Raw genomic sequence first — 25,059 nt, 5'->3', positions numbered from 1 at the left:
GCTATCTGAAGTATCTGTGTTTCCAGAAGAATCCGCTGTTTGGCTATCTCCGCTATCTGAAGTATCTGTGTTTCCAGAAGAATCCGCTGTTTGGCTATCTCCGCTATCTGAAGTATCTGTGTTTCCAGAAGAATCCTCAGTATCTAAAATTGAGTCATCAATATCATCAACATCAACAGGATCAGTAAATTCCTCATCCTCACTATTAGTTACATCATTATTATTCAGATCATTTCCAATATCACCCATATCAACGCCATCGCCATCTTGATTGGCTATGTCGCTGTTAGAATCGCTGCTATCTTCTGTGTTCGAGTTTTCGCCATCCGATGAGTCATCATTAGCCGTGTTCGAGTTGTCGCTATCCGATGAGTCATCATCACCCGTGTTCGAGTTTTCGCCATCCGATGAGTCATCATTACCCGTGTTCGAGTTTTCGCCATCCGATGAGTTATCTGAGTTATCGAAATCACTATTAAATTCAGTGAAAGGGGGAAAACTAATACTATTTAAAGGATTAGAGATAGAAGGATTATTCTGCCTACTTACTACATTGGAGGGTTCAGTAATCTTGCCGGAATCCTGCGTGAAGTTTTGTGCAACCCAGTTTACCTGACCTTGATCACCAGGTCCACGATTCAGTATTCTTATATCTCCACGAATAGTAATTTCGCCTTGAGGAGCCTCTAACGTAAAAGTCGCACTATTTCCTTGACCTTGATCTTCACCAAAAAGATTTTTTAGATCAATATTGCCTTGTAAAGTAGATATCTGTACCAAACCTGCGCTTCTATCTCCTCCGCTGCTATCGCTGGTTCTAATATCACCCGTTTTTATGTCGTCTATAGCCAATAAGGATATAGAACCAGGCGCTGTTTGCCGATTAGAACTGGTATCGAGTTCTCCTGTGGTAATGTTATTAGCACTGATACCAATTCCATCTTGCCCGGTGATCTTTCCCGTTGCTACAACATCGCCATTATTTACAGTAATCCCTGAGCCTGATAAGATTACCTGCTGACCATCCGCGTCCGCGATCGCTTGAGTTGCATGATCAATCCCGCCTCCTGTAAGCAGTTGAGGCAAAGAAGCTATATTACCATCCCAATTTCCTGGATTACCACTTACTGAGTCTACAGGTTCAAACTCTAAATTTAGCACCATTCCCGGTTGGCTGAGGCGCACTACCGTATCACCGGGTACTGTGGCGATATTCACTTGACCTTGTGGTGCTGAGAGCGTGCCTTCACTGACAACAGTGCCACCAATTAAGGTTAAGTTCCCACTATCAACTGTTAGGTTAGCAGAGCTAACGATACCTCCGGGTTCAGACGTATTAAAGGCAAAGGAATTGTTAGGATTTCCGGCAAGCTTACTTGCGTCAATAGGACCTGTTGCGTTAAACCACTGGTCATTACCTAAACCAATTGACGTGGCGGTTGTGGCGGTAAAGGAGCCTGGCACATCCAGACTTGCACCTTGACCAAACACAATACCTGCCGGATTCATTAAAAACAGATTGGTACTACCCGTTCCTCCCAGAACTTCAATGAGTCCGTTGATTTGAGACAGATTGCCACCTGTAACCCGACTCAGAATGTTTTGAATATTAGCATCGATATTAAAAATAGCACTTTGATCTGAGCCAAGACTAAACTGATCAAAGCTGTGAATCAGATTATCGCCAGCTTCAACGCCATCTTCTATTTGGAATTTATTGCCCTCTTGGTTAACCGTCGTTCCGCTACCCCCTGTATTATCTGGAGTAACCTGTGCTTGGACAACTTTAGCAAAGCCTAGAAGCCCTGTTAGACTATAGAGGGCTACCAGTGATTGGCTTATTCGGCGTGCGGCTGGTTTCATCTGGCTCACTTGAAAAACAGTAAATGCTGAGTCTCCTAACTGCTGGTGTTCTCATGTTTCCTGGTGTAGTGGATCACCCAAACCGTTGCGGTAGGTAGCTAGTAGGAGTGTTTAGGCTGATCTGCTGATGATCTTGACTCTGGCTATTGTGTGTTGTATATATTTTACCCTATACTCGCCTCTTTCTTGTCGAAAAAATTTTTCTTTCCACAAGCTTAATGATTGAGTTGTGACTAAGGCTACACTTTGAGCCAGGTAGGAAAACCTATACTTGATTGATATTATCGACCTATCCTAAACCTCCATTATATTAAATATTGTGAATTTGTCGAGACAAAGGCTGGAATCCGCATCCTTACGTCGATAAACTATGGAGAGCGTGCGTATGTACTGACAATTTTCTTGAATCCCTAGTCTCAATGGCATTCCAGCCTGCATGATTCCCCTGAAACTGACCCTGAAAAATTTCTTAAGTTATCGCGAAACGACCCTGGACTTTCGCGGACTGCATACGGCTTGTATCTGTGGCGCTAATGGCGCTGGCAAATCCTCTCTCTTGGAAGCGATTACCTGGGCGATTTGGGGACAATGCCGTGCCGCGTCGGAAGATGATTTAATCCATTCCGGGGCGAAAAATGTACGGGTAGATTTCATCTTCCATAATAACCAACAAACCCATCGGGTGATTCGCAGCAAGCAACGCGGACAAAGCAGTTCTCTGGAATTTCAAATTGAAACCCCAGATGGATTTCGTTCTTTAACTGAAAAAGGATTACGGGCAACTCAACAGCTCATTCTGCATCATATTAAGCTGGATTACGATACCTTTATTAACTCCGCTTACTTGCGTCAGGGGCGGGCGGATGAATTTATGCTACGGCGTCCCTCGGAACGTAAACAAATCCTAGCCGACTTATTGAAACTGGATCAATATGAAACCTTAGCCGATCAAGCCAAGGACTTATCTCGCCAATTTAAAGGTCAAGCCGAACAACTCGAATCCAGTTTACAAGCCATTGAACAGCAACTCGAAGAACGAGAGGCGATCGCACACCAACAAGACGCCACTCAAACCACTTTATCTCAACTGCGCCAAGACCAAGACACCGACCAAAGCCAACTGCACCACCTGCAATCTCTAAAACACCAACGCCACACCTGGGAACAACAACTCACCTTTGTCCGCCAGCAATACCAAAATCTCACCCAAGAGTGCGATCGCCTACACCAGGATATCACCACCACCGAAAGCCAAAAGCATCAACTTGCCACGATTCTCGACCAACAGGATCAAATTACTGCTGGTTATGCTGATTATCTCACCCTGCAACAGCGAGAAGAAAGTCTCAGCCAAAAATTCCACGCCGATCAAAACGCCCACCGCCAAAAACAGCAACACCAACAGCAACTCAACCAACAGATTCAGGAATTGAATCTACAAATTCGCCAAACCCAAGCCCAACTCGACGCCCTGCGCCCCCAAGAACAAGAAATTCAACAGATGCTTACCCGTTCGGGAGATGTAGCCGAAGCCGTGGAAAAACTCAAAGCCGCCCGTACCCGCCTCAATCACCTGGATCAACTCCAACTCGATGTCTCCCCCATCCTACAACGCCGCGCCGCCTTGCAAAGCGAACTGGATCGCCACCACGCCCGCCTCAGCGCCCGTTTAGACGAACTCAACGCCTCAGAACATCAACTCTCGCACCAAATCGCCACCACTCCCCAACTGCGCCAAACCGTTCTGCAAGTTGTCGCCGAAATCAGTACCTTAGAAAAAAAGAAAGTCTATCAACAGCGTGTCCAAGAAAAAGGACTCGAACGCCGCAGCTTTCAGGAACGACTGCAAGAAAGCCAGCGCCGTTATGAAAAGCAAATCGCCGAACTCACCCAGAAAATCCAAATGTTACAGGTTCAGGACGCCGTATGTCCCCTGTGCGATCGCCCCTTAGATGAAACCCATTCGCACCACGTTATCCAGAAAACTACCACAGAACAACAGGAAATTCAAGATCAATTTTGGGTAGTGCGAGAACAACTAGCAGTTTGTGAACGGGAACTGCAAGTCTTACGTCAAGAATACGCCCAACTCTCCCAAGAATTGGCACCGTTTGAACAATTACTCGAACAACGGGGACAACTCGAAGCCCGACTCGAAGCCACCGATGAAGTGTATGATCGCCTCTACGACATCTCCGAAGAAAAGAAACAACTCGAGCGATCGCTAAGTGAAGGAACCTACGCCCTAGACATCCAAACCCAACTGCAAACCCTAGATCACCAACTGCAACAATTAAATTATGACGAACAAACCCACGCCCTCGCACGGGGAGAAGTTGATCGGTGGCGATGGGCGGAAATTCGCCAAGCCAAACTCGAAGACGCCCAGCGACGCCTAGAGAAAATTCAGGAACAAAAACCCCAACTGCAAGCCCAACTCGATCAGCAAAACCAATCCCTAGAGGAGTTACAAACCACCTCTCCCCTCAAACAGCAACTTGACGCGATCGAGTCACAAATTACCGAAATTGGCTACAACTTAGACACACACAACCAACTCCGCACCGCCCTGCGACACGCCCAATCTTGGCAACTACGCCATCAAGAATTAACCAAAGCCCAGGAACACTATCCCCAACTCTGTCAACGATTAGACAGCCTGACTCAAACCCTCGCCCAACGACAAGGCGATCGCGAAACTCTCAATACACAACTTGCAGAGATTGTCAAGCAATTAGAACAATATCCCGACACCAGCCGTGAGGTGCAAATACTAGAACAGCGCATCCTCCAGCGACGCCGACAATTAGACGAACATTTATCTCAAGTTGGGCGTTTACAACAGCGCTTAACTCAACTGGATACCCTGAAAACTCAATATCAAGAGCAAGAGGAACAGGTTAAAACCCTAAAACGGCAATATCGAGTGCATCAGGAATTAGCCAAAGCCTTTGGCAAAAACGGCATTCAAACGCTGATGATTGAGAACATATTACCCCAATTAGAGGCAGAAACCAATCAAATTCTATCCCGACTCACTGGAAATCAGTTACACGTCCAAATTGTCACCCAAAAAGCCGGGAAACGGGCATCAAAGCGCAAAAGTAAACTCATCGACACCCTCGATATTTTAATCGCCGACGCTAGCGGAACCCGCCCTTACGAAACCTATTCTGGCGGTGAAGCCTTCCGGATTAACTTTGCCATTCGCCTCGCCCTAGCCCGACTCTTAGCGCAACGGGCGGGAACCTCGTTGCAAATGCTAATTGTCGATGAAGGCTTTGGGACACAAGACGCTGAGGGGTGCGAACGGTTGATTGCGGCGATTAACGCGATCGCGTCCGACTTTGCTTGTATCTTAACCGTAACCCACATGCCCCAATTTAAGGAAGCCTTTCAGACGCGAATTGAAGTCCAAAAAACCGAGCAAGGATCTCAATTAAGTTTGTTAATGTAGCTATCTAATTTTGTCATCCAGCAAGGCAAGGAAATAGCTATCAGTGTAGAATTCGAGTGAGAGGCAACTTGAATCCTATGACCCAAATCGTTACCCTGCAAATCCCAGAGCCACTCTACCAAAGGCTGGTCAATACTGCCCACGCGACCAACCGCCCTCTAGAGGAAATCATGCTCCACGCACTAAAAGTGGGCGGTCCCCCTGATTGGGATAATGTACCTGATGAGTTTCAGGTTGACCTAGCTGCCTTGGACAGAATGGAAGATGAGGCATTATGGAAAATTGCTCAGAGTCGAAAGACTGTAGCCGATATGGAGCGGTACAATATCCTACTCGATCGCAATCAAGAGGGTACACTGACGGATGCCGAACGAACGGAACTAACAGTACTGCGAACCGAGGCAGACTGCTTCATGCTGCGGAAAGCACAGGCAGCTGCACTACTGCGCTGGCGCGGACACCATGTACCTTTGCCCTAATCTCTTGTGTCTACCTACTATATTCCTACAAGACTAAAGGCTCAAATTGAAGCGTGCGATCGCCACCGTTGCTGCTACTGTTTGACCAGTGAAGCCAATAGCGGCATTCCCATGACCTACGATCATATCTCGCCCCGCTCAAAAGGCGGAGCGACGACCTTTGAAAATCTCTGCCTTGCCTGTCGTACCTGCAATGAATTTAAGTCTGACAGCACAGAAACCGAAGATCCGCTAACTGGAGAAACTTTGCCACTTTTCAACCCACGCACTCAGAAGTGGACTGACCACTTTACCTGGAGTTTGGACAGCACCAGAGTAGAAGGGCTAACGGCTACAGGTCGCGCCACCATTACTGCGTTGCGAATGAACAACCCAATCATTGTGTCTGCGCGTTGGCGCTGGGCAATCAGTGGTTGGCATCCTCCTGCTGATTGAAACTTGATAAAGACGTGCCATTAATCAATCTTCTTCGTTATGTCGAATAGCGAGTTCAATCTCATCAGCATAGACTTCAGCATAAATCCAGGCATTTACTAAATCAGCAGCCGATAACGTAGGATAGTCTTGTAGAAGTTGAGCTTCACTAATCCCTAAACGGCGAGCATTGGCTAACACCCAAACCGGAATGCGAGTATTGGCAATGCAGGCTGTTCCCCCACAAACACCAGACGTTTTTTCAATTTCCTTCCAATTATTATTGAAACTTTGGGCTAGGAGATGAATGACTTGAGCTTTTTCAGTCGGCTTTAGAGCAAGCAGTTGTGGTTCTAATTCTTTGATGTTCATTATTATAAATTATGAAGTTTGAATAAAACAGAGAGCAGTAAATTGGAAATAGTGCAAGCATTGCGCCCCTACATTCGGGTATACCCAATCGGTTTTAGAACGGCTATATTATCATTGTCCATTACGACAACTATTCACGCCAAGTAAACCGAATTTGCTCATCGGCTTGTCTGAACTCAATATTAAACCGATCAAAGATAACTTCCCGCCCTAGAAGCAATTGTTCTGCACCTGTAATGCTTTGTAACCAAGCGACAGGAGCGATAAAACTATGTCCATCAATTGTCATTTCCACATTACGCAGAACATACTCAACTGTTCCCCCAATCGTCTCCGCTAATAACGTTGATTCAGCATCCGCTAAGCTGTAGCCTAAATCTTGACCCACCTTTAAAGAAATTAAACTAATTTCTGCCCCAGAGTCTACTAGCATTGTGGTAGAAATCTCTAAATCCTTATGCTTGAGCCTGACATGATAATTCGGTAACCAGTCATGGCGAGCCACTGTGCGAAAGTGAATCGGTAAAATCTGGATAGAAGCCCTGCTGCGTGGCACTAAATAAATAGCAAACGTCTCACCTGATGCTGTCGCCAACTCCAAAACGTCTCGCAAATTCTCACTATGAGCAATGACACGACAGTCATTGTAAGCCACATATTGATTGCGATATAAATCCAACAAAGTGTGCCGATTTTTATTCAGCCACTTCAACATTTGCTCACTTTCAGTCTTAGATGGCATTTTATTCATAGCTTATAAAAGGAAACCCTTTCAACTATCGAAAACGACACCATTACCCCTTGTTTCCGCACTCGATAAACCCCCATCCAAATCCTCCAAACCCCTCTGCGCCCTCTGCGTAAACCTCTGCGTTACTCTGCGTTAAAAAAACAAAATTCCGACACTCAGCAGATAAAACCCTCATCAATCAAAGCGGTGACAAAAACCGCAAAAGCAGTGAACCAATCCCCACAAGAGCATTTCCAAAAGATGGGCGAGAGCGAACTTCGGGAGGATTTTGGGCAATTTCCACCATAGCGATCAGATTCTGGGAGGCTTGGAAACCCACCAGGTTTTCTTGAGTCGTAAAAAGCTGACTAGCCACTTCAGCATCTTGGATTGCACCACCGTGATTACTTAAGCGAAATCGGGCAATTCCCCGGGCTAAATAGGCGGGAGCAAAATCTGCTTTTAGATTCAGGGCTTGATTATAATGTTCAATAGCCGCTTGATAGTTTCCCCGTTCGGCTTCAATCACACCCCAAGCATAGAAATCTTCCGGGGTTCCGGCATACTGAGGAAGACCAATGGTTCCTTGAATATAAGCGTTACTGAGATCTGTACCAAACAGTTGTGCATTAACCAGATACGCATTTCTGAGATCCGTTCCCACTAAAATAGCGCCACTAAGATTCGCACCCGTTAAGTTCGCACCATTGAGAGACGCGCCACTAAGATTTGCGCCAGTGAGATCCGCCCCCGTCAAATTTGCCCGACTCAGATTAGCGCGACTCAAATCTGCCCCACTCAAGTTTGCCCCGACTAATTCTGCCATGACTAAACCTGCATCGGTGAGATCACATCCGGGACAGGTTTTGGTGGATAATACCTTTTGGATATTTTGCAGATTTTCGGCGAAGGCACTGGTATTCAGGGTGATGGCGGTGAAAATAGCAGCCGTGGTTAGCAGGATTGGTTTCATAGCACGATTAGGGATGAATGGGGCTACGGGTTTTATGCGATCGCAGTGTTGCGATTTCGACATACCTCTATTTTGCGCTACTGACACGGCATCGGGAGACTTTTTTAGCGATCGCACCGAATCAATGTTAGGGCGCAAGCCTTGCGCCCCTACATTTTGCTTGACTTTATCACTCAGACTGTTGATCCGCGACACCTGCTAATAATTCTAATTCACTCACCACCCGATCCAATTCGTCAACAATCGGCATAGAACCCTGGGTGCGAAAGGCTTCAATTAAGGAACGGTAATACCAAAGTGTACCCTCTTTACCCCCATGAAAGCGTTGCCATAAATTATCCCCTAAAATGCGATAATCTTTAAGAATTGACCAAGCATTATGCAGCTTATCGGCGGCGGAGACTAAACGCACCGAAGCCGAGGCGGTGGGAATATGGGCAATATAAGCTGCTTTGCGCTGACGCCAAGGAGGTTTAGGTGTGGTGTCCGCGTCGGTACACCCATCCACAATCTCAGTAATTGTATCCCCAAAGCGGCGGCGAATTTCCTCACGGGTTGCTGCACCGCCTTGGTCTTCAATGGCATCATGGAGAAGCGCCGCGATCGCTTCCTCTTCATTTGCCCCATATTCTAAGGCAATACTAGAAACGGCTAACAGGTGGGCGATGTAGGGAACGCCATGCCCTTTGCGGGTTTGGTTGGCGTGCAGTTCGGTAGCAAAAGTTAAGGCGTCGGTAAACCGTTGGGAGAGTTTCATGGAAAAATTAGGACAAAATCTAAATTAAAGTAGTAACAATTGTGACTGAATTTCTAGCAAACAATCTACCGAAGATATGGATTGCTTCCTATTCCGAAGCCAGCCAACTTCTCTCGTCCGAGACAGGAGACGCGATCGCGCATATCATCTCGATTGGTGAACCCGGTAGTACCCCTCCCGCAGGTTACACCCAAGTTCCTCACCGACTGCGGTTAGAGTTTGATGATATTGTGGCTTTAAATGAAGATGAACCCGACTATGTTTTAGCCACATCTGAGCATATTCGTCAAGTGATTGACTTCGTACCGATAATTTCCCAGGAAGGCGGAGATGTTCTCATCCATTGCCAAGCTGGGATCAGCCGATCAGCCGCGATCGCGCTAACCATTTATGCCATCCTCTTAGGGGCGGGTCAAGAGGAGGAAGCCTTATCCCTAGTTCTGGAAAATAGACCTCAAGCCGTACCGAATATTTGGATTGCCCAATTAGCCGATGAAGCGTTAGGTCGAAATGGCAAATTGGCACAAGTCGCCCAAATGCATGAAGACTGGTATTTTGAGTATAATGGCGAAATTTGATGGAACTTTTTCCTTCTACCCTTTGCCTTTTTTTGTCATTTCTCCAAAATAAAAATCATAGAAGGACTGGTATCACTATTGAATTCTGAATAAGAATAATCACCATACACAGCCACTATTTTGTAACCCGTTTCCTGCGCCATTTCCTCAAAGTCCTGCTTTTGGATCAGGCAAAACTGCATATCTAGGAGGCGCTTAGATTGCAAAAACCCATGTTGATCATAGATTTCGTAGAACTGAGTTCGTTCAACAATACAGTGATTTGGTTGCTGTTTTTCCAGTCCCCAAAACAAGAGTTGTTGTTTTTCCAGACTGTACTTCCCCTCTAGACGCAGAGAACCATCGACCAATTTTAACCGAACATGGGGATTATGTAAAGTACAGATAAGTCGCCCACCTTCACGCAAATGGTTGTGAATTGATTGGAGTGTACTCCTTTGGTCTTTCTTGGACAACAGTTCCGAAAATGAATTGAACGGAATAATCGCTAATTCAAAACAGTCTTGCAGGTTTAACTCTCGCACATCAGCCTGCTGAATTCTAGCCGATAACCCATTTTGTGCCAACTTCTTTTGCAGAATAGCTAGCATTTGCGCCGAAGCATCCACACAAACCAGGGAAACACCAGCTTCTAGTAAAGGAATCGAGACGCGCCCCGTTCCCGCCATCAATTCGAGGACTTGACCGGAAACGTTACGGGTTTCTCGAATAAAGAAGGAAATATCAATATCACTATGGACATAGATATCATACAACTCGGCGACTCGATCCCACTCAATCATTTTTTTCTAGTTACAACGGCTGAATATCATTAAAGCGAATTCTCGTATCTGCCACCGTTTTTTTCTCAGGATTTTCCTCCTTTGCATATCGAATCGTCCGGTTGGTTAACAAATAGTAATTTCCCACCTTTTCATGAAAATCTCGCACATCTTCTTTTTCCAGAACTTCATCGGTTTTGGCATCGCGAAACGTGGTTTTAAAGTGACTGACTAAATATCCCTCTGGCGTTTTCGTCGTACCTAGGGTGTCAACGGTTACGGCTACATCTCCAAAGCTGCGATTTACTTGAGTGATTACATCCCCTTTAACCTTATAGTAGGAATTATCACCCACCTCATTAATTTTTAACGCGCCATACTCGTCTTTTCCCTTTAACTCAAAGTCATTGTTTCCATGCAACTGTTCAAAGGGTAATCGGCGGCGGTGAATGATTTCCATCTTAACCGTATTGGCAACCAACTCACGCAAATTATCGGGTTCAACATTAATAACGTCCACACTTAAATCCGGTTTAACGCGAACGATTCCCTGGTCAATATCTCCTTCGTGCGTAATCGAAACCTCTGCAGAATAACCCGGAAAATTTTCATCCCAGGTATAGCGCTGATTGTATGCATTGCGAAAAGCTTCGCTGGCTGATACTGTAGCAATTTGAGTTGGATGAGTGTTTGAGATAGACTGAGCATTTACACTGGCAGGTAGTCCAAAGACGCAGCTAATACTCGCGATAATTAAACTTAAACTCCAAGAGATGATGCGATGCTGTAATGGCTGTGTCATGATTTTAATCGGCTATCGACATTGAAGATAAATTTCTATTTTACAAGGGGATGTCCAGACGCATGGGAACAATACTTTTCTCCCCCATATTCCTTAATTATCTGGGTCTTCTCCTAACTCCCGCAATCGTGCGGCTAAACGTTCTGCGCGTTGGCGTTCAGTTTCGGCGCGTTGGTGTTCAGATTCAGCCCGTTGGCGTTCAGATTCAGCCCGTTGATGTTCAGCTTCTTCAGGTAATAAAACTAAATTCCCCTCTGAGTCATAAAATCGTAACCACGGTGCTGTTTCTCGGCTTATTATTCCTTGCCAAATTCCTAACCATAACCCTAAGGTTTCGCACCATAACCATCCTGACTCATTCGGAACCAACGGTTGATAACGGAAATTTGCATCCAACCGCCATCCCTGTAAAGAGTCGGGGTTAAACGGATCAAACACGAAATAATCCGGTGTTCTAAACGTTCCTTCGTAAATATCCTTTTTTGCGCCAATATCCGCATTGGCTGTAGACGCCGACATCAGTTCAATAATCACATCCGGGTAACGCCCTTCTTCATCCCAGACTACCCAACCTTGGCGAGAACGGTTTCCATCCACATTCAATACCACAAAAAAATCAGGTCCTCGGAAGTCCCGATTTCGTGCCTGGGTGCGACTATAATAAATGAACATATTGCCACCCACAAAGTAATCCTCGCGCTGTGCCAAGGCTTGGTGGACTAACTGAATCAACAGATTCATGGCAATGCGGTGGCGGTTACTTTCCAAGGGTTCTCCATCATCAAAAATTAAATCAGTTGGTGGCATTTGGGGTTCCCAGTCCACCACGGGAGGTGTTGGGGAACTCTGAGTTTGAGTTGTCTCTGTTGACATAATCCAACTCCTCCATCTTTAATAGTCTGTCTTCTTATGTTATCGCGTTTCTGGTAATAGGTAAGTAAGTAGTCGGACAAGAGAAAACGGTACTGTACTAAGTTTTGTAAATAGTCCTCAAACCCTTACAAAGGACGTAGCTTGCTTCTTTTCGGGAGCGAGTATGACAAAGGACGAATGACGACTCCACCGTTAGCTTTTATTGTGTCCACCTACTTAGAAACTTCTTCGGTGACAGGAAAGTCTTGGTAGAAACGATGAAAGCTGATAGCGTGAGACAGAGGAAAATTGCATTTGGGTGATTATACATTGAAAACCCGTTCTCATTACTGGCAACTGTTGCCTTATCTTCGCCCTCAAAGAGTTACCATTGGGCAAGCCTTAGCTTGTACTGTGGCATTTGTCGCCGTGTGGCCCCTCCTGGCTTGGCTAGCGGGGCGGATTGCGGCTTATGTGGGACAAGGAAATGTGGGCGCGATCGCACAAGTTGCTGGAATTGCTGCTTTAATTTTCTTGGGTCAGAAGCTGGCACAGTATGGGCAAGACACCCTAATGGCAAAGGCGGCTTTGTCGATTACGCTGGATTTGCGGAAAAATGTCTACGCCCACCTGCAAACCCTGAGTCTGGACTACTTTGAAACCACTAGAACCGGGGACTTATCCTATCGACTCACTGAGGATATTGACCGCATTGGCGAGGTGGTAAACAAGTTCTTTCACCAGTTTCTCCCTAGCGTCTTACAGTTGATTGCGGTTTTCGCTTATGTGGTTTACCTCAACTGGCAACTTACCCTAGGTATTGTACTCATTGCCCCGCTGATGGGTCTATTAATTGGCTGGTTTGGCGAACGGATGCGCCAATTTTCCCGGCGGAGTCAAAATCGGGTGTCGGATTTATCGGCGTTGCTGATTGAAGTGTTTAGTGGGATTCGGTTAATCCAAGCGTTTGCGGCTGAGGATTACACATTAGAGCGATTTAGTCAAGAGGCAGAACACAATCGGAAAGCTAAGTATGCGGCGGAACGGTTAAAGGCGATTCAGTTTCCGGTGGTGGGGTTTCTGGAGGCGATGTGTCTGTTATTGGTATTTTTACTGGGGGGATGGCAAATTGCCCAAGGTAACTTAACTGGGAGTGAATTTGTCAGCTACGGTGCGGCGGTTGCCATGCTTATTGATCCGATCGCGATCGTTACCAGCAACTATAACGAGTTTAAGCAGGGTGAGGCATCGGTTGATCGCATCTTTGAACTGTTTGCAATTGTGCCAACGGTGATCGAAAAAGAGGGGGCGATGACTCTCCCCCCGGTTACGGGTAAAGTAGAATATCGTCAGATTAGCTTTGCCTACACTCAAGCCCAAGAGAACTTAGAAAGGGCGGGGTTTGAGGAAACGTTATCATCAATCGCCAAAGATCAAGACGCGCCATGGCACGTCTCTACAGGTAAAACGCCCTGGGTGCTGAAAGACTTAAGTTTTCTTGCCCAGCCAGGAGATGCGATCGCACTCGTTGGCGCATCGGGTGCGGGCAAAACTACCTTAGTTAATTTACTCCCCCGTTTCTATGATCCGCAAGCCGGAGAAATCCTGATTGATGGGATTAATATCCGAGACGTTACTCTAAAAAGCCTGCGGCGACAAATTGGCATTGTTCCCCAGGAAACTACCCTATTTTCCGGCACAATTGCTCAAAATATTGCCTTTGGTCAAAAGGACTTTGACCTAGACGCTGTTCAAGATGCCGCAAAAATCGCCAATGCTCACCAATTTATTATCCAATTCTCCCAAGGGTATCACACCTGGGTGGGAGAACGGGGGATTAACCTATCTGGGGGACAACGACAACGACTGGCGATCGCGCGGGCGGTTCTCCTGAATCCCAGTATTCTTATCTTAGATGAAGCCACCTCTGCCTTGGATTCAGAATCGGAAGCCTTAGTCCAAGAAGCCTTAGACCGGATTATGAAAGAGCGCACCGTCTTTATCATCGCGCATCGCCTCACCACCGTGCGCCGCGCTGACCGAATTTTAGTCATGGAACAGGGACAGATTATCGAGTCAGGAACCCATGCAGAATTATTAGAGCGAGGAGGGCGTTATGCGCGATTCTATGCTCAACAGTTCACTTAGCTATGAATAAGAGCGATTCACGGTTTAATCCTTATCACTAGGCGAACTTGATTAACAACCGCTTGAGGGAGGTAGCAAGTTAGAAGCGATCGAAGCGATCGCCGAGCCGAATCCGCCCCAGTACGCTAACTTGATCAACAACTGCTTGAGGGGGACACCTAGTTTGAAGTGATCGCTGGGTTGAATCCGCACCAATAGGCGAACGTAATCGACATCCCAGTAAGGGGGACGCCAAGTTAGAAGTGATCGCCGAATCGCCTCTGTTACGTCTTGATCGTTTACAGACGAGGCTTCCTGGTCAAGAATTAGCTGTCGCACACGACCTTGGCTAATGTAGAACTCGAAGACGAGATTTCCCTTGACACCTGGGGATAACGGGATCGATTGTAGATGTTGAGTCAAATCAGCGATCGCTTTTTTATTTAGTCCTGTTGCGCTGATAATTTGTAGGCGATTATCTTTTGACTCAGCTTTGGTGACATCAGCTTCAATGTCTGGAGTTTTCGATGGCGCTGGTGCTGACTCAGGAATAAGAGTGTACTCAGCATCATCTTCCCCCATCATATTGGGACTGATCAGGGTGATATCAAACTCATCCAGCGGTTCTGAAGGAATCACCTCAAACTCATAGGTCGCTTCTACTTCTACATCTCCAAAAATTCCCTGATAGCTAATCCCTTCCGGCATTTCCACAGGGACTTGTACGGAGACAGAACGATCATTGGGATTAACGCGCACTTCATCGCTGACGGCAATAAAGGCGGTATATTGGCACAAAAGTTGATAAGTTAAAGCCGTATCGGTAACAGTCTCTACGCCAACTTTCGTCTCTCCCTTGACCATTTGATTCATCAAGTCTTTAATCCGGTTACGACCCCACAGTTGGGCAATCGCAGGATTTCCCGTCTCTTCAAAGTTAAGTTCAAAAGTCTGCTGGTACTGCTGTCCTCCGGCAATCGTTCCTGTTACTTCTAGCCGTCCAGGTCGAGCGTCTTTTTTGCATCCAAAGAGAACTAACGGCTGTTCAGCAAATAAATCAGGTGGAGTCGCCGGATAAATAATGGGAGGTTCACCCTCGCCTTGCCAGTACAGGTGAATATTCGTCAGCACTGGATTATTAATTTGTCCAAAGAACTGTTCAGCGAGTTCTTCAGTCGGCTCATCGTAGCGGACAATCCGGGAAATTCCCCGTCCAATTTCAGCAATTCGATTCAGGAGAAAACGATTAACCGAACTTCCTGCACCAAAACTGTGTAGGCGATTCCCTAATTTTAAATGGCGTTGGACTTCTGCCAGAATTTTGTTTTCGTTGCCAATATAACCGTCAGTTAACAGTACAATACTCCGCAATCGTCCCGGATCAACCTCTGGGAAGTTTAGCACCGCCTGAATTCCCCGCATCAGTTGAGTTCCGCCACTGGCGTTTAATTGATTAATATAGTTCATGGCGCTGTTGCGATTTGGCACCGTATTTGCCAAGGGAACGGATGAAAGTTGGCGAGTAGTATCTGAGAAATCGATAATGGTAAACGTATCGTGGGGATTAAGTCCCTGGATAAAGCGGCGCATTAATTCTTGACATTTGGTTAAAGGTTCACCCCTTTGAGAACCTGATGTATCAATCAGAAATACCACGTCTTTGGGGACGAATTGATTGGGGTTATATTCAATCGCTGGAATCAAATAAACCGCAAAATGTCCGCCGTGATCGTCGGTTTGAGAGAGGACTGTAGTTTGCGTGCGATCGCCTGCGACTTGATAGCGTACAATTAGGTCTTTATTGGGCATTGTGTCTCGTTGAGATAGCGTGACTCGCATCCGCTGGTCTTGGCGATCAATTTGAATCTGATGTGAGGGAGAATGCACCTCTTTAATCTCAACCCCCGCCTCAATATCTACAGTCACATTAATATCATGTCCAGAACGAGTTCCAGGGGGTATAATTGGCGCATTTAAGCGGGACGCATCTGGCACTAAATCGGTGTCTTTATTCAGTGTCATCGGTGCAGGTGCTGAACCCCCACCTGTGGTATTCTCATCAATCGTGGTTCCAGGAATATAACGAGATCCAACAACCATGGGAAAGACAAACTCGTAATTTCCACCTGTAAATTTTAGGCTATCGGTGTAGCGAATCATCACATCAATTTGCTCACCGGGTTGGATATTAGCCAGGGATTGAGTAAAAATGTTAGCCCGTTCCTGTTCTAGCAATCCGGCGGTGCGTCCTTGCTTTTTGGCTTGTTCGTAAATGGCTACCGCTTCTTGGCGTTTTTTAATGTTACCTTTAATTGTGCGATCGCCGATGCGAATCTCCATATCATCAACAGCGGCTTCATCCGGTAAGGGGAAGATGTAGGTGGCTTCTAGGGGAGTGGAAAAAGGATTCTCAAAGGTTTGTGTTACCTCTACCCGCGAGATATTTCCCGTCACCTTGGCTTGTACGTCGGTATGCTTCAGGGGAAAGACTAACGGGTTTCCTTTTTCCGATTGAACGTATAAACCACCTAAGTTTGGTGATGGGGATGGAACGGTCGATTTAGCCTTTTTGGTCTTATATTTCATTTTCCATTGACCTGATTTCTTAAGCAGGTAGTATCTCACAGTCACATTGGGACCAAAAACAATCTCATCTTCATCTTCAAGATCATGGACTTGACATTTTTTGCCATTAACTAATAGTCCATTCGCACTTTGCTTCCCTTGGACATTACCATCAACAAGTTTGTAAATATAACTACCATCGTCTCTAATTTGTCGAATTAATGTGGCATGATGGCGAGATATAAACATTGAGTGGATGCGGATATCGCATTGTGGATCTCTACCTAGGGAGTAGACTGATTCTTCCAAGGTATATTCTCGGCGTCCCTTGTCGTCTTCAATAATCAACAAATGGGTGGATGGATTTAGCATGATGGTTCTCCTTTTTTCGGTAAGCCCCGACACCCGCTAAGAATTCAAGTTCTTGGCTAAAAGCTTAAGTCCATTAAATTCTTATCTAGTAAACTCGATTCTGAGTTGAGCTTGGGTGTCTTGGGTTTCAATTCAAGACTGTTTAACACTGTTGTCTGTCTATCCTCAGCCTAAGGGCGGTTTTGATAGGAAAGTGTTCAGTCTTTGACTCACCCTTTGACTCAGTAATTGACTCAGTAGAGGTTGTGGTATCGTATCTCTACCCGATGGATCTGATACCAAATCCGGGTTAGCCACCCCCTTTATAATCTAGTCCGCGCAGGCGGACTTTGTTTGTGTAGCAGCGATTTCAATCGCCTCCTCTTGCTGGAGTTTAGACTCAATCCGAAACTACATATAGAGAGTGAGCAACGCTTACCTTCCCCGTTTAATTTTGATTATTATTCTCATACACGGACGACCAGGAATCCAAATACATGGCTTAGTTTTCCGGGTATGTGGCGCAACAAAGGGAGGTAAGTTTTGAGTGAGAGATTGGGAGACTTGTAGATTGTGTAGGGGCGGGTTTCACTACTATCTTTTCGGTTTTACCAGGATGTGACTAAACCCGCCCAGACGCGCCATGGCGCGTCTCTACAATAGTTTGTAGACTTCCCGTGAAAAGTTAGAAATACATGGAGACGTTAATTCTCTATGCAAAGGATGAAAAGATGATTCGATTCTTGGGGAAATTATTGAGTTCTCTGTGTCAATCTGTGTCCCCCACTATTCAGGCTTCTGTCGGCGTCATCCCTTCTGTGTCCTGGCGTGTTTTTGTCAATACTTAGTCATGATTCTTATTGTAACTTTAACAAAATACATGCGTCCAAGGGTACATTGGGCGTGAGACAAGAATCCTGAATTATACAAAGTTTTTACGAAGATTCAAGGGGTTTAGCTGTGCCTGAATTAGTTTTGCCCACAAAAAACCCACCATAGAGAGTATACCTGAAAAGCGCACACTCTTCTCACAATCGCCGTAACCCCTGAAAAATCGTAGCTTTTTCCCAAAAAGAGGTAAAAAACGAGCAATTATGACGTTTTGTTGAGACGAGACTCTGATTGGAAAATTTAAACCGTTCTGGGGGAAAGAATCGTTTAAATTATCAGGACTTGACAAATTGAGCCGAAATGACATCGAGTCAAGGGAAGCATAACAGTAGCGAAGTTTGCATACGGCGATTTGCCGTATAGAATTGAAATTAAACGCCCAGTTAGCATCTTGGTTCTGTTGATATGTGCCTGTAGCAGTGAAAACTGATTCCCTATTCTATCGACTGTTTCAAAGTGCGCCGACTATCTTTTTTGAGCTGATTGGACAGTCTCCAGCTCAAGCCCAAGGTTATGTCTTTCGCTCAGTAGAACTTAAGCAAACTGCCTTCCGCATTGATGGCGTTTTCTTACCCCCTCAGGATGTTCCCAATCCCATTGCTTACTTTGTCGAAGTTCAATTTCAAAAAGACGAGCAACTCTACCGTCGCTTATTTGCAGAAGTATTTCTGTTTTTGAACCAAAATCCTCAGATTGTCGATTGGCGAGCCGTTGCCCTTTATCCAACGCGAAGTCAAGAGCCGACTGACACCCAACCTTATCGGGTTCTACTCAATAGCCCTCAGGTACAACGCATTTATCTTGATGAATTGGGGGACATACAGGAGTTATCGGTAGAGGTTGGATTGGTGCGGCTCATTGTTGAACCTGAAGAACAGGCAGTGGCACAAGCGAAGCAGTTGCTCGCACGGGTACAGCAAACAGAGTCAGTGAGCTTGTCGCAAGAAGCGATAATAGAGTTAATTGAAACTATTGTGGTTTATAAATTTCCGCAATTGAGTCGGCAGGAGATTGCAGCAATGTTTGGATTGAGTGAGTTGAAGCAGACGCGAGTCTATCAGGAAGCGCTGGAGGAAGGAAGGCAACGAGAGGGAGTAGCGCTGGTTCTCCGTCAGCTCAATCGTCGAGTTGGGGTAATGAGTCGAGAACTCCAAGCAAAGGTTGAAGCGCTATCGCTGGAGCAAGTGGAGGCATTGGCAGAGGCATTGTTGGATTTTTCTGGAGTGGAGGAGTTGGTGAGTTGGTTGGATAGGCAGGATGAGCATCCTCCAGTGGCTTGATAAAATTCTGCCCGGAGTTTAAACTCCGGGCTAATAGCTTAAGTCCACTGAAGTGGACTGGAAATTTTACCGAGTTCTATGCAAGAGGACTTTTGCTACTTGCAGTGGGAGTTAATTCCCCAGCTAATGAGAATGCGACGCCCCTTCACCCGCATTTTATTTCGAGTGAATTAACCCACATTAGCAAGTCTTCAAGGGAGAAGGTGGGCAATGCCCACCCTACTTATAGCTTGATGAAGATTACTGGCGTGGCTTGTTTGCAGGTGGATTGCCTACAATTACTTTAACGAGGATAGCGATCGCCATAATTGTCCAAAAGGTGCTGTCACCCTGAAAAGACGGAGGCGAGAGCGGTTGCGTGGGGACTTCGGTGATAGGTTGGGCTGTAGTTTGAGTTGTCATTGTATTTCCTCGAATTTATTACAGCTCAATCCTAAAGGTGATTTCCTTTGAATCGGAAGGTTGAAAATGTTCCACGGGTTGAAATTCAACGGTTGAATTTTAGATGTACAAGCCTAGAAAAAATATGTTATTCGGATTGGCTGTAAAACAGTTGCTCGATGAAAAAAAACTGAGCCAGCGCCAGTTTGCAAAACAAGCAGTATTAACAACTGATTATGTGAGTAAGCTGGTTAATGGTGAGATTGCAGAACCAAGGCAAAAGAATCGTTGCAAAATTGCCAAGGGTTTAGGGATAACTGAGCGAGAGTTACTGAAATACGTTGCTCAATACGGTAAGCCGGAAGCAGAAGAAACAATATCTGCTCCTCCTGATTTACCTGAAAGTGAAGAGATAATTACCAAACCACATAGAGAAACACAACAGAGCAATACAGATATAATTGAGGAGCGCATTTTTACAGCAACTGAACAGCTTGACCGTAGAGGATTTAGCGCTATAGTGGGAATTCAGGCTTTAGAGGAAATTGCTAAGGACTCCCCAAGATATCACTGGAAAATCATGGAACTCTTAGCTACTTTTGTTAGGAATGCTCCTCGGAGACAAAGAGAGGAAGGTATTCCTGATGATATTCAAGAAGCGCTTACTGTCATCGGACGGCGTGACATAGAGAAAGACCCGGAAAACCAGAAACTTGATTTAAGTAATTCCGATATTGCAGGTGCAGACCTCAGAGAGGCTAAACTACAAGGAACAAATTTATATCAAGCCAACTTGCAAGGAGCATACATGACTAAAGCCCAATTGCAAGGGGCAGACCTTGGAAAAGCTAACCTGCAACAGGCAAATATCATTGAGGCTAACCTCCAAGGAGCAATCCTCACAGAAGCCGATCTCAAAGGGGCATTCCTAAATAAAACCAACATACAACAGACAGACCTTCTGGCAGCTAATCTGGAAGGCGCACACCTTAGTTCCGCAGACTTACGAAAGTCATTCCTTAGATTAACTAATATGCAAAGTACACGCCTTTTTGATGCCCAGTTTCAAGGGGCAGATCTCATGAGAGCTAACTTTTCAGGAGCAACACTCAGGGACGCAAACCTGGAAGGAGCGTTTATCAATTTGGCAGATTTCAGGAATGCCCACCACTTAACACAACAGCAGATTGACTCAGCGCGAGGTCGAGCTAGACTGCCAGACTATCTCAAAAAGCATAGAAGTGGAAGTAATCCGAATTAGTCAAAGCCATACTTATCCCTTACTTAACCTAATCGCTTTCGGATTGCGATCGCATCGGGCCAAATTCATCCGGCAAATCCTCAATTGAGATCCCTAGCTCTCTACATAACGCTTTAACTTGTGGAATGGTTGGTCTAGGCGTTGCCTCACCAGTTTCCCAACGCACGTATGTCCGCAGAGGAATACTACACCGTCTCGACAGTTCCTCTTGCGTCAAATTTAGCTTTTCTCTCAGTGTCTTTAACGGTGACTCACCTTCTGATGGCTGTTTTTTGGTCATGGGGTTGTTTACTGCCACGTCAACATGACACCTTGACAAGAGTCACTTGAACATGACACGATGACATATTAGGAACGATGACAACGGTCAAGCAACTGAAAAGCTGCTTTACAGCTCGTTAGTTGCCCTTCCAATTTCAGCACAGCATAAAAGACCAGCCGACTTAAACAGCCCCGTCTGGATACAGCGTGGCTGACTGGTCTTTCCTTTTCCGTGTCTCATCTTAAACAAATATCCATGAAAAAATCCAAAGTGACCGAAGCTCATCGCGTCGCCACAGACATTGCTGTCCTAAAAACCGCCCTCAAAAAACAGGGCTACATCACCCGCAAGCGCCCTAAACAAGCCGCTTGGACAATTACCCCCCTCAATCACAGAGGAACTGGCAGAAACACCGAGGACTGCTACCTCCTAACCTACCAACCCGCCCCCATCAGTGCCTGGGTACTTCATCCCCAAACCAACGAACCCCAGCACCAAACCCTCCTCAACATCATTAAACGCACATTAGCCAAACAATCCACCCTCACTGCCAATAAAGTCTCATGAGCTACAAACAACAGCTTTTCCCTTGGTGCATTATCAACCCCCTACCCAATATGCACACCCGCATCGTCGGACGCTTTCGCAGCCGAAGTGACGCCGAGGGACACCTGCAAGTTCTCCGCCGCCTGATTCCTACCCTTTCCTTCGAGATAATGTTCGACGTGACGCCAAAAGAAACCGATTCAGAAAACAATCCAGAGACACCCCAATGACTACTTTTTTTCACCGCCTCTAACCCGCCCAGAAATTACACCGCTTCCTAACCTATTACTCCAGTAGCCAATCGAACAACTCTGCCAGAGTCAGAGTAAAATCTTTAGCAAATTCTGGAACGGGTAAACGTGCTTCTGGTTGATCAAAAACATCCGTTGGTCGATCTGAACGATAAACAAACACTGACTGTTCCTCTGGATCAATAAGCCATCCCATCTTGCTATCGTACTTCAAGTAGTGCAGAATATTCTTAGTAACTTTTGTCTGGCTTTGGTCAGGCGAGAGAATTTCAATCGTCCAGTCAGGCGCGATCGCAAAAACATTTGCTACCCTACCATTCTCCTGTCGGGGAATCCTATCCCAAGTAAATACAGCAATATCAGGCACAATTGAGCGTCCGCAAAATGTACACCGAAGTTCAGAAAACGCCCGGGCAATCCGCTTTGATCTGAGGGCGGCGTTAATGGCGGGGGCTAACTCAGTTTGAATGGCGCTGTGTTCTCCTTGAGGCATTGGCTTTTGGATAATTTGCCCGTCGATATACTCACTCGTAGGTTCAGTTTCTGGCTGTTCGAGAAACTCTTCTAATGTCAGAATTTTAGTCGGTGTTTGTACCATTAAGTTACCTTTACACGCAGACTGCTATTGTATCAAGTCCATAACGATTAAGGGCGGGTTTTGTTGAACAGTTATCGGTGGGTAAGCACATTTTAGTCCCTAAACCCGCCCCTACAATTGATAAACATGCCAGGATACTAGCCCACTACTAGCTGCTATTACTGCATCGACGTTCTAGAATCCCCTAGCTAAACTAGAATAAGTTGAGAATTGTGGGCAGACAAACAAGATGGATACGCCTCTTTTGGATAAGCTTATTGAACAACTAAAAATTATGCCTCAAGACTTGCAGTGGCGAGTGCTGGAATTTGCACGCGCTTTAGCCAGTTCAACAATTCAAGGTGTCTCCGGGCGACAATTACTACGTTTTGCAGGTTCAATCCCACCCGATGATGTTAAGTTAATGCGCCAAGCAATAGAACAGGACTGTGAACAAGTTTATCTCAATGAGTGGTAGATATTGATTTAGACAATAGGGGGATATAAAACACCAGTAAACCTGCATTTTTTACCGAATCTACCCATAATTAAATTCCAGGATTAATAGACAGTATAGGGATTTTAGTCCATTTTAATGGACTTTAGCTATAAGCCAAGAACTTGAGTTCTTGGCAGATACTATCCTCATCGATCATGCGACTATGACAAACTCGCTCTCCGCATCCACAGAAGGATTAACTATAGTAGACCGAGCCAGGAAACGTCGGGGCTGGACGAAAACTAGCACCGCCTGTTGGTGGGAAGATGCTCATACCTCTAGAGCGACTCTACGCCGCTTTTGGCGCGGGGAACGGATTCAACAGGATGCTTTTATTTCTATCTGTCAAGCTGTGGGTATCAGCGATTGGCAGGCGATCGCACAACTCCCAGAAAGCCTAAACCCTAATGTACCAGCACTCCAGTCTCCTCTGATTGATTGGGATGAAGCGCCGGATCTGGATCATTTCTATGGGCGAACTCAACCGTTAAATCAGTTAGAGGAGTGGATTACTAAAGATAATTGTAAACTGGTGGCAATCGTGGGCATGGGTGGAATTGGCAAAACCGCCCTCACCGTTGCTCTATGCGATCGCATCCAGTCGGACTTTGATTGTCTCTTATGGCGATCGCTAACTTACCAACCCTCCCTGCTAACGCTACTCGACAGTATCCTGAATACCTTTGAACCAACGGTTATTCAAGATATTCACTCAGGAATAAGACAACTGAGGTATCATCTCCAACAGCGTCGCTGTCTACTGGTACTTGATGGGTTTGATTCGGTGTTGCACCAGAAAGACAATATTGAGAACTACAGTAAATTGTGGCAAACCTTAAGCCGTAAACGCCATCAGAGTTGTATTCTGATCACCAGTCGCGAACAACTCCCCGGATTTAATGCGATCGCGGCTAACTCGAAAGGGGTTCGCTGTTTAAGGTTGCAAGGCTTAGAACAGGCTGAGGCAATGGCATTACTGCAAACTGGCGGATTCACGGGTCAAGAACAGGGATTATCGGCTCTGTGTCAACTGTACCGGGGTAATCCATTGGCATTGAAAACCATAATACCGCTGATTCAGTCGATTTTTGCCGGGAATGTAAACGCATTTCGCCTCCAGAATACTATCGTTATCGGCGATCGCCTGGAAGCATTACTCACCCAGCAATTCGATAGATTGTCTGAATCTGAGCGATCCATTGCCTATTGGTTAGCCATTTGGCAAGAACCGATCGCATTATGCCGATTACAAAGCCATTTGCTCTATGCTTCTGATCCGAGTGCCGTTTTAACGGGGATTGCGGCGTTGGAGACGCGATCGCTCCTAGAAAAACGATTCAGTGCTGATACACCCTCGTTTACCCTACAACCTATGGTGATGAAAGTGGTAACGGATCGATTAATAGAACAAGCCGTCAGGGAAATTAATCAGGTTATCCAAAGCGAGGATATCAGCCATCTGCATGTCTTGAGAACCCACTGGCTAATGCGCCCCGGTACTGATGATATTGCAGGCGATCGTCTTATCTTTCAACTCCGGGAACAATTGTGGGCAACGTATGGCACGTCTCTATCTCAAACCCTGCTGCAAATTCTCTTCCGGCTACAGGATCGCTCTCCTCAAGTTGTGGGCTATGCCCGATGCAATCTCACGGCACTTCTTCAGGAGTTCTGAAGGTTTTGCCCAACTTACACTTAAGGTGACATCCTCCTACATTCAATCAAAGTAAGACATGTAGGCAACATTTAGTACAACCAAAGGTTAAACTTCCAGCGTTTTATAGTTGGTAAAAGTATAGTCAAATATAGACAGACTTCATTTCATTGCAGAAATTCCCTTCGCTTTTACTTTGAGAGATTAATTCTCCTTGGGTGAACTACACACCTCTCTATCCCATAGCGGTTAAACGCATTTGGGAATGCTTTTCGTAAAATATTGTAGGAACCTATGACATCAGATTGAACAAGAACCCCCTGATTTGTACGATATAAACCTCGTTTAATTCTTTTTCCTGAAAAAACAGGTTTTT

At 45.7% G+C, this 25,059-nt stretch carries 23 protein-coding genes and 1 pseudogene; 11 read left to right on the top strand and 13 right to left on the bottom strand.

Annotated elements, in window-relative coordinates; translation table 11 throughout:
• The coding region (locus tag RIC07_RS06960; protein WP_446393892.1) for a two-partner secretion domain-containing protein at nucleotides 1–1,863 on the bottom strand (1,863 nt) is incomplete at its 3' end.
• Nucleotides 1,864–2,299: 436 nt separating this feature from the next.
• Between RIC07_RS06960 and sbcC the strand changes: the two genes are divergently transcribed.
• From sbcC to RIC07_RS06945, 3 genes are all read left to right on the top strand, one after another.
• Nucleotides 2,300–5,320: an exonuclease subunit SbcC gene (gene sbcC, locus RIC07_RS06955; protein WP_446393891.1), complete on the top strand. Its 3,021-nt coding sequence runs from the start codon at nucleotides 2,300–2,302 to the stop codon at nucleotides 5,318–5,320.
• A gap of 77 nt (nucleotides 5,321–5,397) precedes the next feature.
• On the top strand, nucleotides 5,398–5,799 hold the full coding sequence (locus RIC07_RS06950) for a hypothetical protein (protein WP_446393890.1): 402 nt from the start codon (nucleotides 5,398–5,400) through the stop codon (nucleotides 5,797–5,799).
• Nucleotides 5,800–5,805: 6 nt separating this feature from the next.
• Nucleotides 5,806–6,234 carry an HNH endonuclease gene (locus tag RIC07_RS06945; RefSeq protein WP_446393889.1) on the top strand — a complete coding sequence of 143 codons (429 nt, stop codon included), beginning with the start codon at nucleotides 5,806–5,808 and terminating at the stop codon, nucleotides 6,232–6,234.
• 24 nt (nucleotides 6,235–6,258) lie between these two features.
• Here RIC07_RS06945 and RIC07_RS06940 read toward each other — a convergent pair whose 3' ends face one another.
• From RIC07_RS06940 to RIC07_RS06925, 4 genes are all read right to left on the bottom strand, one after another.
• Entirely contained in the window at nucleotides 6,259–6,585 is a 327-nt protein-coding gene (locus RIC07_RS06940; RefSeq protein WP_446393888.1) for a DUF433 domain-containing protein, read from the bottom strand.
• A gap of 130 nt (nucleotides 6,586–6,715) precedes the next feature.
• Nucleotides 6,716–7,336, bottom strand: coding sequence for a DUF5678 domain-containing protein (locus tag RIC07_RS06935; protein ID WP_446393887.1), 621 nt, complete (start codon nucleotides 7,334–7,336; stop codon nucleotides 6,716–6,718).
• 178 nt (nucleotides 7,337–7,514) lie between these two features.
• Entirely contained in the window at nucleotides 7,515–8,483 is a 969-nt protein-coding gene (locus RIC07_RS06930) for a pentapeptide repeat-containing protein (protein ID WP_446393886.1), read from the bottom strand.
• On the bottom strand, nucleotides 8,458–9,045 hold the full coding sequence (locus RIC07_RS06925; protein WP_446393885.1) for an HD domain-containing protein: 588 nt from the start codon (nucleotides 9,043–9,045) through the stop codon (nucleotides 8,458–8,460). Before RIC07_RS06925 ends, RIC07_RS06930 begins: the two co-directional genes overlap by 26 nt.
• A 41-nt stretch (nucleotides 9,046–9,086) precedes the next feature.
• Here RIC07_RS06925 and RIC07_RS06920 point away from each other — a divergent pair, with 41 nt between their 5' ends.
• The gene (locus RIC07_RS06920) at nucleotides 9,087–9,623 is read left to right on the top strand and encodes a dual specificity protein phosphatase family protein (RefSeq protein WP_446393884.1); all 537 of its coding nucleotides are present in this window, start codon (nucleotides 9,087–9,089) and stop codon (nucleotides 9,621–9,623) included.
• Between the two features lie 35 nt (nucleotides 9,624–9,658).
• Here the strand turns inward: RIC07_RS06920 and RIC07_RS06915 are convergent, their stop codons facing one another.
• The 3 genes from RIC07_RS06915 to RIC07_RS06905 form a co-directional block, all read right to left on the bottom strand.
• Nucleotides 9,659–10,405, bottom strand: a complete 747-nt coding sequence (locus tag RIC07_RS06915; RefSeq protein WP_446393883.1) for a class I SAM-dependent methyltransferase — start codon at nucleotides 10,403–10,405, stop codon at nucleotides 9,659–9,661.
• A gap of 10 nt (nucleotides 10,406–10,415) precedes the next feature.
• A complete protein-coding gene (locus RIC07_RS06910; RefSeq protein ID WP_446393882.1) occupies nucleotides 10,416–11,186 on the bottom strand; it encodes a DUF3386 family protein in 771 nt (256 codons plus the stop codon).
• Nucleotides 11,187–11,279: 93 nt separating this feature from the next.
• Nucleotides 11,280–12,059, bottom strand: a complete 780-nt coding sequence (locus RIC07_RS06905; protein WP_446393881.1) for a Uma2 family endonuclease — start codon at nucleotides 12,057–12,059, stop codon at nucleotides 11,280–11,282.
• A 309-nt stretch (nucleotides 12,060–12,368) separates the two neighbouring features.
• Here RIC07_RS06905 and RIC07_RS06900 point away from each other — a divergent pair, with 309 nt between their 5' ends.
• Nucleotides 12,369–14,186 carry an ABC transporter ATP-binding protein gene (locus RIC07_RS06900; RefSeq protein ID WP_446393893.1) on the top strand — a complete coding sequence of 606 codons (1,818 nt, stop codon included), beginning with the start codon at nucleotides 12,369–12,371 and terminating at the stop codon, nucleotides 14,184–14,186.
• 51 nt (nucleotides 14,187–14,237) lie between these two features.
• Here the strand turns inward: RIC07_RS06900 and RIC07_RS06895 are convergent, their stop codons facing one another.
• Nucleotides 14,238–17,102: a VIT domain-containing protein gene (locus RIC07_RS06895; RefSeq protein WP_446393880.1), complete on the bottom strand. Its 2,865-nt coding sequence runs from the start codon at nucleotides 17,100–17,102 to the stop codon at nucleotides 14,238–14,240.
• Between the two features lie 1,289 nt (nucleotides 17,103–18,391).
• On the opposite strand from RIC07_RS06895, the gene RIC07_RS06890 reads away from it, so the two are divergent.
• Nucleotides 18,392–19,252 carry an Rpn family recombination-promoting nuclease/putative transposase gene (locus RIC07_RS06890; RefSeq protein WP_446393879.1) on the top strand — a complete coding sequence of 287 codons (861 nt, stop codon included), beginning with the start codon at nucleotides 18,392–18,394 and terminating at the stop codon, nucleotides 19,250–19,252.
• Between the two features lie 240 nt (nucleotides 19,253–19,492).
• Here the strand turns inward: RIC07_RS06890 and RIC07_RS06885 are convergent, their stop codons facing one another.
• Nucleotides 19,493–19,654, bottom strand: a complete 162-nt coding sequence (locus tag RIC07_RS06885) for a hypothetical protein (protein ID WP_446393878.1) — start codon at nucleotides 19,652–19,654, stop codon at nucleotides 19,493–19,495.
• Between the two features lie 103 nt (nucleotides 19,655–19,757).
• Here RIC07_RS06885 and RIC07_RS06880 point away from each other — a divergent pair, with 103 nt between their 5' ends.
• Nucleotides 19,758–20,894, top strand: coding sequence for a pentapeptide repeat-containing protein (locus RIC07_RS06880; RefSeq protein ID WP_446393877.1), 1,137 nt, complete (start codon nucleotides 19,758–19,760; stop codon nucleotides 20,892–20,894).
• 28 nt (nucleotides 20,895–20,922) lie between these two features.
• Here the strand turns inward: RIC07_RS06880 and RIC07_RS06875 are convergent, their stop codons facing one another.
• Nucleotides 20,923–21,174, bottom strand: a complete 252-nt coding sequence (locus tag RIC07_RS06875; RefSeq protein WP_446393876.1) for a helix-turn-helix transcriptional regulator — start codon at nucleotides 21,172–21,174, stop codon at nucleotides 20,923–20,925.
• 237 nt (nucleotides 21,175–21,411) lie between these two features.
• On the opposite strand from RIC07_RS06875, the gene RIC07_RS06870 reads away from it, so the two are divergent.
• On the top strand, nucleotides 21,412–21,723 hold the full coding sequence (locus tag RIC07_RS06870) for a hypothetical protein (protein WP_446393875.1): 312 nt from the start codon (nucleotides 21,412–21,414) through the stop codon (nucleotides 21,721–21,723).
• A complete protein-coding gene (locus RIC07_RS06865; protein ID WP_446393874.1) occupies nucleotides 21,720–21,932 on the top strand; it encodes a hypothetical protein in 213 nt (70 codons plus the stop codon). Before RIC07_RS06870 ends, RIC07_RS06865 begins: the two co-directional genes overlap by 4 nt.
• 55 nt (nucleotides 21,933–21,987) lie before the next feature.
• Here the strand turns inward: RIC07_RS06865 and RIC07_RS06860 are convergent, their stop codons facing one another.
• Complete coding sequence (locus RIC07_RS06860; RefSeq protein ID WP_446393873.1) at nucleotides 21,988–22,551, bottom strand: Uma2 family endonuclease; 564 nt, start codon at nucleotides 22,549–22,551, stop codon at nucleotides 21,988–21,990.
• A gap of 229 nt (nucleotides 22,552–22,780) precedes the next feature.
• On the opposite strand from RIC07_RS06860, the gene RIC07_RS06855 reads away from it, so the two are divergent.
• The gene (locus tag RIC07_RS06855; RefSeq protein ID WP_446393872.1) at nucleotides 22,781–23,008 is read left to right on the top strand and encodes a hypothetical protein; all 228 of its coding nucleotides are present in this window, start codon (nucleotides 22,781–22,783) and stop codon (nucleotides 23,006–23,008) included.
• Nucleotides 23,009–23,192: 184 nt separating this feature from the next.
• The gene (locus RIC07_RS06850; protein ID WP_446393871.1) at nucleotides 23,193–24,704 is read left to right on the top strand and encodes an NB-ARC domain-containing protein; all 1,512 of its coding nucleotides are present in this window, start codon (nucleotides 23,193–23,195) and stop codon (nucleotides 24,702–24,704) included.
• A gap of 170 nt (nucleotides 24,705–24,874) precedes the next feature.
• Here RIC07_RS06850 and RIC07_RS06845 read toward each other — a convergent pair.
• Nucleotides 24,875–25,059: pseudogene (locus tag RIC07_RS06845) on the bottom strand (IS200/IS605 family accessory protein TnpB-related protein); the annotation flags it as partial.

It is taken from the genome of Coleofasciculus sp. E1-EBD-02, from assembly GCF_040218245.1.
In the GTDB taxonomy this organism is placed as follows: domain Bacteria; phylum Cyanobacteriota; class Cyanobacteriia; order Cyanobacteriales; family Coleofasciculaceae; genus Coleofasciculus.
The sequence above is the reverse complement of the archived record's forward strand: the minus strand, read 5'-3'. Positions and strand labels throughout refer to the sequence as shown.